We start from the raw sequence: 14275 nt of genomic DNA, 5'->3' as shown, positions 1-14275 counted from the left end.
GACGCTATGTCCTTTGCAGCAGAAGTCAAAAAGGAACTGACATCACTAGAAGTACATCGGGAACATGCAAAAGCAGAATTAGCTGCTTTGATACGAATGAATGGATCGTTAAGTATTAATAACCAGCAGTTCGTTCTCAATGTGCAAACAGAAAATGCTGCCATTGCTCGGCGGATTTATTCCTTATTGAAAGATCACTACAATGTCCGAAGTGAGCTGTTGGTTCGTAGAAAAATGAAGTTGAAAAAGAACAATGTTTACATCGTTCGCTTAAAACAAGAGACCAAACGTGTATTGCTAGATTTAGATATTATGGATGGATTGATGTTTCATAGTCATGTATCGGATGAAATTATGGGGAATGCCCAAAAAATGCGTTCCTATTTACGGGGGGCATTTATGGCATCAGGTTCAGTCAACAATCCAGAGACCAGCCGCTATCATTTGGAAATCTATTCGATCTATGAAGAGCACAATCAAGATATCTGCGATATGTTGAACTATTATGGATTGAATGCGCGAGCCCTTGAACGACGAAATGGCTTTATTTCTTATTTAAAGGGCGCAGAAAAAATTGCCGATTTTCTCACATTGATCGGCGCGACCAATTCGATGCTCAAGTTTGAAGATGTTCGGATTGTCCGCGACATGCGCAATTCAGTCAATCGTTTGGTGAATTGTGAAACAGCAAATATGAACAAGACCATCGATGCAGCTTCCAAACAGATTGACAATATTGAATTTATTCAACAACGGGTGGGGCTGGGAGCTCTTCCAGAGAAGCTGCAGGAAATTGCCGAATTGCGATTGGAACATCCTGAAGTCAGCTTGAAGGAGTTGGGAGAGATGATTCCTTCTGGAGCGATCTCCAAATCAGGCATCAACCATCGAATCCGTAAAATCAATGAATTTGCGGATCGTTTGCGAGATAAAGTCAGTTAAACTAACCTGTGCCACAGGTCATAACAAGACAACAGTTGAAGGGATAGAATGAAGCTAAAACGGCTAAGTATCAAGTAGTTTTGGCTTCGTTGGACCGCATGTGCGAGTCGATTATCCTTCAAGAGTGGGTTGCTGTTAGAACTGTGGCACAGGTTTTATTCATTGATCAATTGTGTCAACTCATCCGCTGAGATTGATTCATCGAAAATGTGACTGCCTACGATAACGGTCGGCACAAATTGAATATTTGCTTTTCGGGCTTCTTCCACGATTTCACCAGCATACGTGGAATGGTTATGTTCGGTTAATCCTAGCTGGTTTTGCGCAAATTCTGCAACCTCCTCTAAAGTTAAATGTCCCCATTGATCTTGTGTTTGATAGATTTTAGTAATATCTGCGATCGTTTGAGCAGGATTATCCGTTGCTACAAACCGATGCATCACATTTCCCCGTTGAAGAGACTCTTTTTCTTTATCGAATAATTTGATTACTCGTTGAACTTTTCCCGCAGCAACAGCTTCGGTTAGGATCGGCAATGACTCTTCAAACCATTTGCGGCAATAAGGACAACGAAGATTCATGAATTCAATGATTGGCTTAGCATTTTCATCACCAATCTTGATTCCAGTAGTCGTATTTGTTTCTTTAGCTTTGATAATTGAAATATCCATGTTTCATCCTCCTTTTTTTTAAGTTTAACAGAATTTCAACTAGAAAGAAAAGGAGAAACAACCAAATGAAATTTGTGAAAAAATCTTAGATTAGATAGAAACTGTATCGTTTGCTCTTTCACTAAATCGCTGCTATTTTGATTTGCAGTATTTATTCAAGTAGATTTTTCAGCTATAATGGATTGTGTGAGAATGCTCAAAATGGAAGATAAAGGAAGTTAGAGAGATGCGCAAGAAAAAAACAATGGACGGAAATACAGCGGCAGCCTACATTTCTTATGCTTTTACAGAATTAGCCGCAATCTATCCTATTACCCCTAGTTCAACAATGGCGGAATTGGTAGATCAATGGTCCGCCAGCGGAAAGAAAAATATTTTTGGACAACCAGTGAAAGTGGTTGAAATGCAGTCAGAAGCCGGAGCAGCTGGTGTAGTACATGGTTCATTAAAGACTGGGGCTTTAACGACGACTTATACAGCTTCGCAAGGATTGCTGTTGATGATTCCAAATATGTACAAAATCGCGGGAGAACGTTTGCCTGGCGTATTTCACGTTGCCAGCCGAGCAGTCACTACGAATGCATTGAATATTTTTGGTGACCATACAGACGTGATGGCGGCTCGCCAAACAGGCTTTGCGATGTTGGCGGAAAGCAGTGTTCAAGAAGTTATGGATCTTGCACCTGTGGCTCATTTAGCGGCGATTGAAAGTGGGATTCCCTTTCTGAATTTCTTTGATGGTTTTCGAACCAGCCATGAAATCCAGAAGATTGATGTACTTGAATACAGTGAATTGGCTCAATTGATTGATCAAGAAAAATTAGCAGCTTTTCGCGAAAAGGCAATGAATCCAAACCATCCAACGGTTAGCGGAACGAATCAAAACCCCGATATTCATTTTCAACAGCGAGAAACGGTCAATGCCCATTACGATGCGTTACCGGCAACAATTCGCAAATACATGAAAGCCATTAATGATTTGCGCGGAACCAACTATGATTTGGTCGATTATTATGGCTGTGCTGATGCGGAAGAAGTAATTGTAACAATGGGTTCTTCGGCTCAGACTGTACAACAGACGGTGGATCATTTGCTCAAACAAGGAAGAAAAGTCGGGGTCTTGACAATTCATTTGTATCGACCATTTCCATTAGAAGTCTTTTTGGAAAAACTTCCATCAACGGTCAAAGCAATTGCCGTTTTAGACCGTAGCAAGGAGCCGGGAGCAAACGGTGAGTCTCTGCTTTTAGATGTCCAAAGTGCCCTTTATGATGCAGCGATCCGGCCAGCTGTCATTGGTGGTCGCTATGGATTGGGTTCAAAAGATGTAACGCCAGATCAAATCGTTGCTGTATACGAAGAACTGACGAAACCAAAAAGTGAGCAAAAAAGACGGTTTACGATTGGGATCATGGATGATGTTACCCATCTCTCTTTGAACACGGAAGCTACTTTGGACTTGACCAATCCCAATACATTTCAGGCGAAATTTTGGGGATTTGGCTCCGATGGAACCGTGGGTGCCAATAAATCAGCGATCAAAATTATTGGCGATCACACAGATAAGTATGTTCAAGGTTATTTTTATTATGATTCCAAAAAATCAGGAGGATTAACAGTCTCCCATTTGCGTTTCGGAGACACACCGATCCGCTCGACTTATTTGATCGAGCATGCTGACTTTGTCGCATGCCATACCCCTGCGTATCTGCATACATATGATTTGCTGAAGGGGCTAAAAAAAGGCGGTACCTTCCTACTAAATACCACCTGGAATGAGCAACAAATTGCAACTAGTCTTCCTAAACACATCAAGCGTTACATTGCAGAAAATGACATCCGTTTTTATACCATCAATGCCATGCAATTAGCGATGGAGACTGGGCTCGGCAGACGCATCAACACGGCAATGGAAACTGCCTTTTTCTATTTGTCTGATATTATGCCTTTCGACGAGGTTCTGCCGATTTTAAAAGCGGAGGTATTAAAGAATTACGGACATAAGTCCATGGAAATTGTCGAAAAAAACTATTTAGCGATTGATCGGACCCTTGAATTGCTTTGCGAGATTCAAGTGCCAGCTGAATGGGCCTTCATTGATGTGCCTGAACGGAAATCAACTGCAACATCCCGTTATGTTCGGGAGATCGTTGAGCCAATCAATCGACAGGAAGGCAATCAATTATCAGTGGGGACGCTCGTTCGGAATCAAATGACGGAAGGAGCGATGCCTCTAGGGACCACTGCAGTGGAAAAACGAGGGATTGCTTTAGAAGTGCCAGAATGGTTATCCGACCGTTGTACGATGTGCAATGAATGTGCATTTGTTTGTCCGCATGCAGCGATTCGACCTTTCTTAGTGGATGAAGATGAACTGACAGAGGCACCAGAAGGGTTTATTGTTCGAGAAATGCGAGGAAAAGATGGTCAGAAGTATCGAATCCAAGTTTCAATCGAAGATTGTACTGGCTGCGGGCTTTGTGTTGAAGCGTGTCCCGCAAAGGACAAAGCTTTGGTCATGCGCTCCTATGAAAGCCAAAAAGAGCAAGCAATGAATTGGGCCTTTGCTATGACACTACGTCAGAAAGAGAATCCGGCAAAACCGGGTACCGTAATGGGCACCCAATTCAATAAACCGCTTCTAGAATTTTCAGGAGCCTGTGCAGGATGTGGCGAAACTCCGTATGTCAAACTGTTGACTCAAATGTTCGGGGACCGCATGATGATCGCAAATGCCACCGGCTGCTCATCGATTTGGGGCGGCGCTGCTCCGGTGTCTCCTTATACGACCAACGACCAAGGGCAAGGACCGGCATGGTCCAATTCACTATTTGAAGACAATGCCGAATTTGGTTATGGGATGTTTCTAGCAAATCAAACACGAAGAGAAGCCTTAGCAGCAAAAATGCAGGCAGCCTTAGTCACTGTTCCGATAGATCTACAAGGGATTATGCAAGACTGGATCGATCATCGGGAAGAAAGTGCAGGAAGCCAACAGAGGGCGGCAAAATTACAGGCTGCTTTACAGCAAGAAATTCATCAACAGCCAAGTTTGCAAGCGATTCTTGACGACAGCGACTTGTTTGTTAAGCCAAGTCAATGGATGATTGGTGGCGATGGTTGGGCTTACGATATCGGATTTGGCGGAATCGATCATGTCTTGGCCTCAGGCGCGGATGTAAATATTCTGGTTTTAGATAATGAAGTCTATTCAAATACTGGCGGGCAAGTCTCTAAAGCAACCCCAACTTCAGCGATTGCTAAGTTTGCAGCTAGTGGGAAATATGTGTCGAAAAAAGATTTAGGGATGATGGCTATGACATATGGTCATGTATACGTGGCGCAAATTGCTTCCGGAGCCAATCAAATGCAGACGATCAAAGCTTTCGAAGAAGCGGAGAAATTCCCTGGACCATCTCTGATCATTGCTTATACACCATGCATCACCCATGGATTAGCAGGTGGCATGAGACAATCCATCAAAGAAGCAAAAGAAGCAGTAGCTTCCGGTTATTGGTCTCTATACCGTTACAACCCATTAATGACTGAAAAAGGTAAGCCAGCAATGACACTAGACTATAAAAAACCTGATTTTTCGTTGATGCCAACGTTTATGAAAACACAGGTTCGTTTTTCAGCCTTAGATGCAGCTAACCCAAGTGCTGCAAGTGCATTATTCACAAAAACAGTCTTGGATGCCAAAAACCGTTTCTATAATTATGCGCGTCTTGCTGGGCAAGAAGAAAAGATTCGAGCAAAATTAGAAAAAGAGCCATTGTCTGAAGCAGAACCTCAATCGGTGGAAAAACAAGGAGAATCTGTTAGAACTAAACAGCGTAGATCAGTCTCTGATCCTGAAGTCGAAGCAGCTCGCGCGGCAAGAAGAGCTGCCAGAGCGCAGCGGAGAAAAAAATCAGAATAGACAAGTGTCACAGCTCTAGCCAGTATCTGGCAGAGCTGTTTTTTTAAGCTCCATTACGTAAAGATCAACCGTGTTATCCAATAATCGAGAGTCCAGAAAAAAGTGAGATTTTTTTTGGAAAAATGAGATAAATTTGCTTTTTTTCAACGTGTTAAAAGAAGTCCTATGTTATACTATTATTTGAAGTCTTAAGAATAAAGGAAGGCTGTTTATGTCGATGAATTTCAGTGATTTTTTTAATTTTGATTATTGGAGAGAAGTTTTCTCGTTTAATATATTTTCTATTTCGTTTTTAATCAATGTTTTGGATGTTTTAGTTGTCTGGTATGTGGTCTACAAATTGATTCAGTTAGTCAGAGGGACCAAGGCGATCCAGCTATTCAAAGGGGTCGGGCTGTTTATCGTCTTACGTTTTTTAGCGGGTTTGATTGGTTTGAGAACTCTCTCATGGCTGATGGATCAAGTAATCACCTATGGGGTGATCGCTGCTATTGTCATTTTTCAACCGGAGATCCGGCGAGGTTTGGAACATTTAGGTCGGAGTTCGCTATTCAAGACCTCTAAGTCTGAAAAGCACGAAGACGAAGTGATGGTCCAATCTTTAGATAAAGCGATCCAGTATATGGCGAAACGCAAAATAGGTGCCTTGATTACAATTGAGCGAACTACCGGTTTGGAAGAGTATGTCGAAACTGGGATTGCCTTGGATGCCGATATTACCGGAGAACTATTGATCAATATTTTTATTCCCAACACACCTTTGCACGACGGAGCAGTCATTATACGAGACGGCAAAATTGCGGTTTCGAGTGCGTATCTGCCCCTTTCAGAAAGCTTGTTGATTCCTAAAGAATTCGGGACTAGGCATCGGGCGGCAGTGGGTGTGTCAGAAGTCAGTGATGCTTTGACGATCGTTGTGTCTGAAGAAACTGGGGATGTCAGTATCACTATGAACAACCAATTGTTATCTGGGTTATCTCGAGAACAATACTTGGATATTTTGAATCGAGAGCTTGTGCCTGAAGAAAAAACAGCAAAACGTAATCTACTGCAATCTTTCCTTGACGGTGTGAACAAAGGGGGAAGAAAATGATTAAGAAAGAACGCCAACGAAATATTTTTTATGGTATACTAGCGCTGTTCTTTAGTTTGGTGTTGTTTTTTATTGCTAGTGGTTCCACACTGCAAGTCAATCTATCCGGCTCTACTAGTGGTTATGAAGAACATCTTAGCAATGTTCCCATCCAAACGACGTATGATACAGATAGCTATTTTATCCAAGGGTATGAAACCACCGTGAATGTCACCTTGAAAAGTCGAAATCGTATCCAGTTGAATGCAGAAAAAAATGATGAGACACGAAACTTTCGCGTGATGGCGGATCTCTCTGAATTAGGGGAAGGAACGCATGAAGTTCCTTTAGAAGTTCAGAATTTGAGTTCGGGTGTAACAGCTGAAATCGAGCCGAAGACCATCACAGTGACTATTGAAAAGAAAGTAACAAAAACATTTACTGTTGAACCAGTCATATCGGGCGCAGATTTAAAAGAAGGATATTCTATCGCTTCTCTAGAGGCAGATCCTCAGAAAGTAGCGATCACAACGGGTGATCGCACCTTAAATGATATCGATCGTGTGGTGGCTGTCATTGATCCTAATGAGATCGGAACGTCCTCTTCAACAGTCAAAGGAACGATACAAGCGTGGGATACCGCTAAAAATGCATTAGCAATTTTGCCAGATCCCGAAACTGTTAACGTAACGGTAACATTAGAAGCCCCGACAAAACAAGTGGAATTATTCGTCACCCAGCAAGGAACAGTTCCTAACGGCATCTCCCATTTTATCTATAGAATGAGTGCAATCAGCGGAACGATTTCTGGTAGCCAGTCTATTTTAGATACATTAGATCAAATTGGCGTACCAATCGATATTTCAAGAATCACCTCAACTGTTGAGCGAACTGTTGAAGTGCCAGTGCCAGATGGTGTGACGGTTGATCCTAAAGTAGTGACGATCCAAGTGACACCTGTTTTCCAATCAACGGAAACGAATGGTCAAACTGGCAACGAGTCATCTGCCGAATCTCGATCAGATGAAACTAGTGAATCATCTAGTGAAGAAAACCGTGATTCAGAAAGCGAAACAACTGTTACAACTTCAGATGAGAGTAAAGAATAAGAGAGGGTAATACATTATGGGAAAATATTTTGGTACAGATGGTGTTCGTGGAGAAGCAAATAAGGAACTTACACCAGAATTAGCATTTAAACTTGGCCGCTATGGCGGATATGTATTGAGTCAACACGAAACAGACGATCGTCGACCTCGCGTCTTAGTTGGGCGAGACACACGAATCTCTGGTCAGTTATTAGAAAATGCACTGATCGCTGGTTTGCTATCTGTGGGAATCGAAGTGTTTCAACTAGGCGTCATCTCAACGCCGGGTGTGGCTTATCTGACACGGGTCCAAAAAGCTAGTGCTGGAGTAATGATCTCAGCATCACATAATCCAGCACAAGACAACGGAATTAAATTCTTCGGTAATGATGGCTTCAAATTGGTGGACGAACAAGAAGCGGAGATCGAAGCTTTATTAGATGCTGCAGAAGATACGTTACCACGGCCGTCAGCTGAAGGTTTAGGAACCGTTGATGAATTTCCAGAAGGTCTTTTGAAGTATTCCCAATTTCTCCGTCAAACGATCCCGGGTGATCTAGAGGGCATCACCGTCTGTGTAGATGCAGCCAATGGGGCGACTGCTACAAGTGTCAATCGGTTGTTTGCAGACTTAGAAACTGATTTTTATACCATGGGAACTTCGCCGAATGGTTTGAACATCAATGATGGTGTTGGTTCCACTCATCCTGAGAAATTAGCAGAGTTTGTTGTCGAAAAAGGGGCCGATGTTGGACTAGCCTTTGATGGAGACGGTGATCGGGTGATCGCTATTGATGAACAAGGTAATATTGTTGACGGCGATAAGATCATGTACATTTGTGCAAAATACTTAGCTGAACAAAAACGTTTGAAACAAGATACCATCGTTACAACTGTGATGAGCAATTTAGGTTTTCATAAAGCTGTTGAAGCCATTGATTTGAAAGATGTGATTACTCAAGTGGGTGATCGCTACGTTGTAGAAGAAATGCGCAAAAATGACTACAACTTTGGCGGGGAACAGTCCGGACACATGATCTTCTTAGACTTCAATACGACAGGGGATGGAATGCTGTCTGGTATCCAGTTATTGAATATCATGAAGCAGACTGGGAAAAAACTTTCTGAGCTGGCAGGGGAAGTTACGATCTATCCGCAAAAATTAGTTAATATTCGTGTGACAGATAAAAATGGCGCGATGGATGTACCGGCAATCCGAAAAATCGTCGAAGAAACAGAAGCAGAAATGAATGGGGAAGGTAGAATCTTAGTACGTCCTTCTGGAACAGAGCCACTATTGCGCGTGATGGCTGAGGCACCAACAACAGAAAAAGTAGATTACTATGTCGATAAAATCGCAGCTGTCGTACGGGAAGAAATCGGTGCGGAATAAATGAGATCAAAAACCAACGAAAGTCGTTTTCGTTGGTTTTTTTATCTTGTGAAAATATAATGATAATTCAAATAATGATTTTCATGTGGTATACTCACTGTATAAAGCGCAAGAAACCGATTGGTTGAATGGATCTAAACGTTAGGCAGATGTGTAGAGAGGATGAATGTGTGATGGGAAATACAACAGGATGGTTAGTCGTGGGTTTGTTTTTTATTACAGGTATCCTATTTTTAAGCAGACATGGATGGCAATTGATTGCTGGATACAATATGGCTTCTGAAGAAAAAAAGGCACAGTATGATTTAGATCATTTGTATGTAGCGAATGGCATCGGTATGTTGGTTCTGGGTGCTTTCATCCTGCTTTCATTACTTTTTAGTGATCACTGGTCATTAATGGGGAATATTTTATTCGTTGCAACTAGTTTACTGACGATAGTAGGGATAATCATCATAAATGGCACGTGGTGTGTAAAGAAATGATACATTTCTCCTATGTTGATCAACAGAGGTACAATGAATCTGGGATGAATGCTGCTTGCTGTTTTGTGCATTACTTAAAAGACTTTAAAAAAATTGAGGGACGAGAAAAGAAAGGATGATCAAAATAGGCAGTTCCAAGCAGTTTCAGCTTGTCTAAAAAAATTGCTTTTAATTGGTTGTACGAAAAAAAGAGCTGCGACAATCGTCTTGTCGCAGCTCTTTTTTCTGCCTAAAAACTTTTAAAAGTTTTATTCGACAGTCACTGATTTAGCTAAATTTCGAGGTTTATCCACGTCATACCCTCGTTGCAATGTTGCAAAGTAAGCCAACAGTTGCGTAGGAATCACGGCAACTAAACTAGTAACCAATGGATGGACCGAAGGCAAAACAATGTGATCCGTCGCTTTCGCTAGTTCTTGGCTGACGATGACTAAAGTATGAGCGCCACGAGACTCAACTTCTTTCAAATTTCCTCTCGTATGGGAGCCGGTCACTTCTTCAGTGATGATTCCGATGACTGGGGTTCCTTCTTCGATCAGTGCGATGGTTCCATGTTTCAATTCGCCAGCTGCAAATCCTTCTGCTTGAATATAAGAAATCTCTTTTAGCTTCAGTGCAGCTTCCATGGAAACATAATAGTCATTGCTTCGACCAATATAAAACGCATTGCGACTAACAGACAAATAATCTTCTGCTAATTGACTGATGACCGCTTTTTCATCAACTAATGTTTCCATAGCAGAAGCAACGATACTTAACTCATGGAAAACATCGAAGTCCTGTGCAGCAGCAATACCTTTAGCATCACCGATTGCTTTTGCTAATAAGGTTAAAACTGCGATTTGAGCAGTATAGGCCTTGGTAGAAGCTACGGCGATTTCAGGTCCGGCATGAAGTAACAATGTATGGTCAGCTTCACGAGAAAGAGTCGAGCCTGCTACATTTGTAATAGTCAGACTAGGCAAATTCATTTGATTGATTTTTACCAAGACTTGTCGGCTGTCGGCTGTTTCTCCACTTTGCGATAGAAAAATAAAGAAAGGTTTTGCAGACAGCAAAGGCATGTTGTAGCCGAATTCACTTGATAAATGTACTTCAACAGGAATCTGTGTCAGAGATTCTAGAATCGCTTTTGCGGCCCAACCAGCGTGATTACTGGTTCCGCAAGCAACGATGTAGATGCGGTCGCTCGCAATCATTTGATCCTTTAATGCGTCATCGATCGTCACTTCTCCTGTGCCTTGATACTCTTGAACGAGACGACGCATCACAGCTGGCTGCTCGTCGATTTCTTTCAGCATATAGTAAGGATACGTTCCTTTTTCGATGTCTGTTAAATCAAGTTGTGCTTCATAAGACTCGCGATAAACAAGATTTCCTTTTAGGTCTTCGATTTCAATCGTTTCTGCCGTCACAGTTACCATTTCACCGTCTTCAATTTCAACGAAATGAGTAGTCTGATCCAACATAGCCAATGCATCACTACAAATAACGTTAAACCCATCCCCAAGCCCAATCAATAACGGACTTTTATTTTTTGCTACATAGATGGTTTCAGGGTCATTTTTATCAACTAATGCAAAGGCATAAGAACCACGAATCAATGAGAGTGCCTTTTTGAACGCTTCTTTAGTCGAAAGGTCTTTTTTCAATACTTCGATCAAGTGGACGACAATCTCTGTATCTGTCTGTCCTTCGAAGTGATGATCACTTAAATAGTTTTGATGCAATTCTTCAAAATTCTCGATTACTCCGTTATGAACCAGTACTAATTCTTGGTTAGAAGAAGTATGAGGGTGGGCATTTTTTTCTGATGGTTTACCATGAGTTGCCCAGCGAGTGTGTCCGATACCGATCGTTCCTGTTACTTCTGGTGTGACTTTGTCTTCCAAGTTTTTGATACGCCCTTGTGCTTTGACTAAGTGGCCAGAAGTACGATCAGCAACATATAAACCTGCTGAGTCATACCCACGATATTCTAAACGTTCCAAACCATTCAAAATGACTTGTTCAGCATTTGATTTTCCTACAATTCCTACGATTCCACACATAATGACAAATCCTACTTTCCACTACTTATTTACGATTCGTTATGTATTTCTACCTGCGCAGCAAGAGGTTTGTTTTCATCTCACGATGAGGTTTTGTTCTTGCTTATAGAGTGCAGTCCCTAGAGTTACCCGCCGAAAACTTCGATAAACTCTTTCCTCGTCATCTGTTGTACAGATCTGGCGCTATTCCTATTGGTCTATCTATCCTCCTTAAATTATTTTGTAGAAATACATGCATTATCATAATATTTATAAGGACGTTAGTCAAGAGAAAAAGCTAAAAAAAATAATTGGTATAGATGTTATTAGAGGCAATGTTTGTTCTGTAATGGAGATTTAAAGAAGGAGAATTGCGGATGATCCAATTCGTAAAATTGGAATTGTCGTTTTTGACTATCCTTTTTTTTTTAATTTCGATACAATGACAGAAGAAAGTGAGGGATGAAGATGTCAGAAGCTGTACAATGTATGACGTTTTCCGAGTTAAAGGAAATAGTGGAAAGATTAGAGAAACAAGAAAATGTCAATGATGATACAAAAATCATGTTAGACACTGGTTGGGACAGCCTGCAGGAAATTCTTCCGGGTGCGATCTCTGTTCAAGAAGCACAAGCGTTTCGAGTGCAAGATGAATTAACTAAAGAATATTTCGGCGGCTACGCATTGAAAGAAAAAAGCGAAAAATTCGATGCAAGTGGACTAGTTGAAGCGGTAATTGTGATTGAGAACCGCTATTAAAAAGGAGTGGAAAAATGAATAAGAGAAGATGGGTGGCTGTTGCGATTGCAATTGGATTGTTTGTGTGCTCAGGTGTTTTTGCTTTGATGGCTCCGCCAGCAAATGAAGAGTCGTCACTGGACGGATTGAATGCTCTTTTATACGGAAGCAATGAATTGGAGGAACATCAAATAGCGGCTGGAGATAGCAATAACCGTATCCTTCGCTTGACTTTGGAAGGGACGATTGCGAATACTTCAGGTGGTGGATTGTTCTCATCAGAAGGATATGATCATCAATTATTTCTTGAAGAATTACGTGCCGCGCAAGAGGACCCAACGATCAAAGGGATTCTATTTGAAGTGAATTCGCCTGGGGGCGGAGTTTACGAAAGTGCAGAGATTGCTCGTGAAATGAAAAAGATCAAAGAAATTGGAATTCCTGTCTATGTCAGTATGAAGAACACCGCAGCTAGCGGTGGTTATTATGTCTCAGCGGGTGCGGACAAAATCTTTGCCACAGATGAAACTGTGACAGGTTCTATCGGAGTTATTATGTCTGGATTGAATTATTCAGGTTTATTGGATAAATTAGGGATCGAAGATAGCACCTATAAAAGTGGTGCCTTGAAAGATATGGGTTCCTCTACAAGAGCCGCTACCGATGAGGACAAGAAAGTTCTGCAAACTTACGTGGATAATGCATACGGACGCTTTGTTTCCATTGTAGCTGAAGGACGAGGCATGTCAGAAGAAGCTGTTAGAAAAATTGCTGACGGACGGATTTATGATGGTCAACAAGCAGTGGAGAACGGGTTAGTTGACGAAATTGGGTTTCCTGAGGACGCCTTCGCTGCATTAGAAGCAGATCAAGGGTTAGAGGATGCGGAAATTTTTGAATATGGTGTCGGTTCCACAGGGTTCGCTTCTACATGGCTGGGTTCTAAGCTGGCAGAGTTTCAAGGGCTGAAGGCATCTGAGTCTAGTCGTCTTTTGCAAGTAGTGGAAAGCCTAGGTACGATGGATGCGCCGAAACCTCTTTATTATTATGGAGGTGAATAACTATGCCTGAAAAAGAAACGAAAGAGCCACGAATCGAACAACAACCTGTTGAACAGGGAGCAGAAAACGTAACTCTGGAAAATCTAGAGTCGACCTCTGGAATTTATACAGAGCAGGCGAATCAAGAAGCACAACTAGCTGTGGATACCCCAAATCAAGAGGCCGCTGCGACGAATCATCCAGATGATTTCTATCAACAAGTATTGGGCTCGTTTAAGAGAAAAGAATTTAGCGAGGAAGAGATTAATCAGCGTCAAAAAGAATGGCAACGGTATGAGGGGATAGAAGACAAACAGAAAGAACGCAGACGAGTGAATGATTTTCCAGATTACTTTTTTGCTGGGTTTTGGATTCGGCTATTTGCTTATCTCTTAGATGTACTTTGTATCGGAGCTATTACAGGAATTACTCTGGATACGATCTATCACTTAGGTGGTTGGTCAAGTAGCGGTCATCCTTTTGGACTCTACCAGTTACTCTCGTTGGCCATCTACTTAGGCTATTTTGTTTTATTAACAAAGTTCAATCAGGGACAAACGGTAGGTAAGATGATTTTCGGTATTCGGGTCGTGTCATTTACAGAAGCTGATTTGAGTTGGAAAACAGTTCTGACAAGAGAACTGTGTATGCGCTACGTTTTGCAATTCAATCCTTTCTTTTATTGCGGTTATTTGCCAGTGATTTTTACTAAAGAAAAGCAGCATGCCGGAGATTATTTTTCTGAGACCAGTGTGGTTACTATCAATTTGATTAAAGCATTCAATAAACAGGCAAATGCCAATATGTAACAAGAATAGACAATAACGTAATGAGCGGTCAGTCTCTATTTGAGGCAAACGAAGACTGACCCGTTGAAAAGCGGTCTTGCTACCA

At 41.6% G+C, this 14275-nt stretch carries 11 protein-coding genes; 9 read left to right on the top strand and 2 right to left on the bottom strand.

All coding sequences use genetic code 11. From position 1 onward, the window contains the following. Positions 1–6 precede the first annotated feature (6 nt). Positions 7–942 (top strand): DNA-binding protein WhiA, encoded by a 936-nt coding sequence (gene whiA, locus FE005_RS13580; RefSeq protein ID WP_003126418.1) that lies wholly within the window; start codon positions 7–9, stop codon positions 940–942. A 155-nt stretch (positions 943–1097) separates the two neighbouring features. Here the strand turns inward: whiA and FE005_RS13575 are convergent, their stop codons facing one another. Continuing rightward, the gene (locus FE005_RS13575; protein WP_003126419.1) at positions 1098–1613 is read right to left on the bottom strand and encodes a DsbA family protein; all 516 of its coding nucleotides are present in this window, start codon (positions 1611–1613) and stop codon (positions 1098–1100) included. Between the two features lie 226 nt (positions 1614–1839). On the opposite strand from FE005_RS13575, the gene nifJ reads away from it, so the two are divergent. The 5 genes from nifJ (at position 1840) to FE005_RS13550 (ending at position 9573) form a co-directional block, all read left to right on the top strand. Next, on the top strand, positions 1840–5535 hold the full coding sequence (nifJ, locus tag FE005_RS13570; protein ID WP_138372006.1) for a pyruvate:ferredoxin (flavodoxin) oxidoreductase: 3696 nt from the start codon (positions 1840–1842) through the stop codon (positions 5533–5535). A 211-nt stretch (positions 5536–5746) separates the two neighbouring features. Beyond that, the gene (cdaA, locus tag FE005_RS13565; protein ID WP_005471347.1) at positions 5747–6628 is read left to right on the top strand and encodes a diadenylate cyclase CdaA; all 882 of its coding nucleotides are present in this window, start codon (positions 5747–5749) and stop codon (positions 6626–6628) included. Next, positions 6625–7716, top strand: coding sequence for a YbbR-like domain-containing protein (locus tag FE005_RS13560; RefSeq protein WP_081132015.1), 1092 nt, complete (start codon positions 6625–6627; stop codon positions 7714–7716). The genes cdaA and FE005_RS13560 overlap by 4 nt, the downstream gene beginning before the upstream one ends. A gap of 16 nt (positions 7717–7732) precedes the next feature. Next, the gene (gene glmM / locus FE005_RS13555) at positions 7733–9088 is read left to right on the top strand and encodes a phosphoglucosamine mutase (RefSeq protein ID WP_103299784.1); all 1356 of its coding nucleotides are present in this window, start codon (positions 7733–7735) and stop codon (positions 9086–9088) included. A 173-nt stretch (positions 9089–9261) separates the two neighbouring features. Then, on the top strand, positions 9262–9573 hold the full coding sequence (locus FE005_RS13550) for a DUF3784 domain-containing protein (protein WP_230320929.1): 312 nt from the start codon (positions 9262–9264) through the stop codon (positions 9571–9573). Between the two features lie 248 nt (positions 9574–9821). Here the strand turns inward: FE005_RS13550 and glmS are convergent, their stop codons facing one another. Next, positions 9822–11624 carry a glutamine--fructose-6-phosphate transaminase (isomerizing) gene (glmS, locus tag FE005_RS13545; RefSeq protein ID WP_113849629.1) on the bottom strand — a complete coding sequence of 601 codons (1803 nt, stop codon included), beginning with the start codon at positions 11622–11624 and terminating at the stop codon, positions 9822–9824. A gap of 447 nt (positions 11625–12071) precedes the next feature. Between glmS and FE005_RS13540 the strand changes: the two genes are divergently transcribed. From FE005_RS13540 to FE005_RS13530, 3 genes are read left to right on the top strand one after another with little or no spacing between them, the layout of a single operon-like run. Next, a complete protein-coding gene (locus FE005_RS13540; protein WP_060813438.1) occupies positions 12072–12362 on the top strand; it encodes a hypothetical protein in 291 nt (96 codons plus the stop codon). 14 nt (positions 12363–12376) lie between these two features. Further along, a complete protein-coding gene (sppA, locus tag FE005_RS13535; RefSeq protein WP_103299787.1) occupies positions 12377–13402 on the top strand; it encodes a signal peptide peptidase SppA in 1026 nt (341 codons plus the stop codon). Between the two features lie 2 nt (positions 13403–13404). Then, positions 13405–14190, top strand: a complete 786-nt coding sequence (locus FE005_RS13530) for an RDD family protein (RefSeq protein WP_138372004.1) — start codon at positions 13405–13407, stop codon at positions 14188–14190. Positions 14191–14275 lie beyond the last annotated feature (85 nt).

The organism is Enterococcus sp. M190262 (assembly GCF_005843965.1).
Lineage (GTDB): Bacteria > Bacillota > Bacilli > Lactobacillales > Enterococcaceae > Enterococcus_D > Enterococcus_D gallinarum.
The sequence above is the reverse complement of the archived record's forward strand: the minus strand, read 5'-3'. Positions and strand labels throughout refer to the sequence as shown.

What these genes read in the sequence shown, in the direction of transcription:
- whiA (WP_003126418.1), top strand. Translation starts at nt 7, where the DNA reads ATGTCCTTTGCAGCAGAAGTCAAAAAGGAACTGACATCACTAGAAGTA.
- FE005_RS13550 (WP_230320929.1), top strand. Translation starts at nt 9,262, where the DNA reads ATGGGAAATACAACAGGATGGTTAGTCGTGGGTTTGTTTTTTATTACA.
- nifJ (WP_138372006.1), top strand. Translation starts at nt 1,840, where the DNA reads ATGCGCAAGAAAAAAACAATGGACGGAAATACAGCGGCAGCCTACATT.
- sppA (WP_103299787.1), top strand. Translation starts at nt 12,377, where the DNA reads ATGAATAAGAGAAGATGGGTGGCTGTTGCGATTGCAATTGGATTGTTT.
- FE005_RS13575 (WP_003126419.1), bottom strand. Translation starts at nt 1,613, where the DNA reads ATGGATATTTCAATTATCAAAGCTAAAGAAACAAATACGACTACTGGA.
- FE005_RS13560 (WP_081132015.1), top strand. Translation starts at nt 6,625, where the DNA reads ATGATTAAGAAAGAACGCCAACGAAATATTTTTTATGGTATACTAGCG.
- cdaA (WP_005471347.1), top strand. Translation starts at nt 5,747, where the DNA reads ATGTCGATGAATTTCAGTGATTTTTTTAATTTTGATTATTGGAGAGAA.
- FE005_RS13540 (WP_060813438.1), top strand. Translation starts at nt 12,072, where the DNA reads ATGTCAGAAGCTGTACAATGTATGACGTTTTCCGAGTTAAAGGAAATA.
- glmS (WP_113849629.1), bottom strand. Translation starts at nt 11,624, where the DNA reads ATGTGTGGAATCGTAGGAATTGTAGGAAAATCAAATGCTGAACAAGTC.
- FE005_RS13530 (WP_138372004.1), top strand. Translation starts at nt 13,405, where the DNA reads ATGCCTGAAAAAGAAACGAAAGAGCCACGAATCGAACAACAACCTGTT.
- glmM (WP_103299784.1), top strand. Translation starts at nt 7,733, where the DNA reads ATGGGAAAATATTTTGGTACAGATGGTGTTCGTGGAGAAGCAAATAAG.